At 55.8% G+C, this 1,169-nt stretch carries 1 protein-coding gene; it reads left to right on the top strand.

Going from position 1 to position 1,169, the window contains the following annotated elements; all coding sequences use genetic code 11:
* The coding region (locus HP459_RS23010; protein WP_171936933.1) for a DNA cytosine methyltransferase at positions 1-1,169 on the top strand (1,169 nt) is incomplete at both ends.

Genomic DNA, 1,169 nt, shown 5'->3' with positions numbered 1-1,169 from the left:
GGAACCTCTCGGCTGGAAACCGGCCTGGTTCTCTGAAATCGAACCATTCCCATCCGCAGTCCTCGCCCATCACTGGCCGGAAGTAACCAACCTTGGCGACATGACAAAAATCGCGGATGCGGTGCGCGTTGGTGAAGTAGAAGCGCCTGATGTTCTTGTCGGTGGTACGCCCTGCCAGGCATTCAGCATCGCCGGCTTACGTGAAGGCCTGTCTGATGACCGAGGCCAGTTAACCCTCTCTTACGTGGAATTAGCCAATGCAATCGACGCAAAGCGCCGCGAACGCGGTGAGCCAGAAGCAATCATCGTCTGGGAAAACGTCCCCGGCGTGCTCAGCAGCAAAGACAATGCCTTCGGGTGCTTTCTGGCAGGACTTGCCGGAGAAAGCAGTGAGTTGCAGCCAGCAGGGGGAAAATGGACGCACGCTGGTTGTGTGTCTGGACCAGAGAGGGTTATCGCATGGCGCGTCCTTGATGCTCAATTTTTCGGAGTGGCCCAACGACGCCGCCGTGTGTTCGTTGTCGCAAGTGCTCGAAGAGGATTCGATCCCGCAGCGGTACTTTTTGAGCTCAACAGCGTGCGCCGGGATTCTGCGCCGCGCCGAGAAACGCAAAAGGCTGTTGCCGCCCTTACTGCACGAGGCGTTGGAACGTGTGGCGCAGACGACAACCAGGCACAAGCTGGACACCTGATTGCTTTTGGCGGTGGCAATGCTGCCGGCCATATTGATGTGGCGACCGCCTGCACCGCGCATGGAATCAGGCTGGATTTTGATACTGAGACTTTCGCAGTGCACGGCACGCAAGATCCAGATACCAATTGCGAACTGGCACACACACTTGGGCGCAACAACGGACAAGAAAACGCCTGCATCGCATTTAGCTACAAAGACAGTGGAGCTGATGCGACGTCGGAGCTATCGCCAACTATTCGCGCAGGAAACCACGATAAAAGCCATGCTAACAGCGGACAGCCTCCAGCAATAGCACTTCAGACTGATGTGACTCCAAAGGCTAGTGTTGAATTGGCCTTTACCCTTAAGTTGCCATCACCCAGTGGAGGAGGTCAACCTGCTGCAACAATGACCCCAAACATGGAGGTCCGACGCCTAACTCCAATTGAATGCGAGCGTCTTCAAGGCTTTCCTGACAATCACACCAAGATCAGCT

It is taken from the genome of Enterobacter sp. CM29, assembly GCF_013179605.1.
Taxonomy (GTDB): domain Bacteria; phylum Pseudomonadota; class Gammaproteobacteria; order Enterobacterales; family Enterobacteriaceae; genus Enterobacter; species Enterobacter intestinihominis.
The sequence above is the reverse complement of the archived record's forward strand: the minus strand, read 5'-3'. Positions and strand labels throughout refer to the sequence as shown.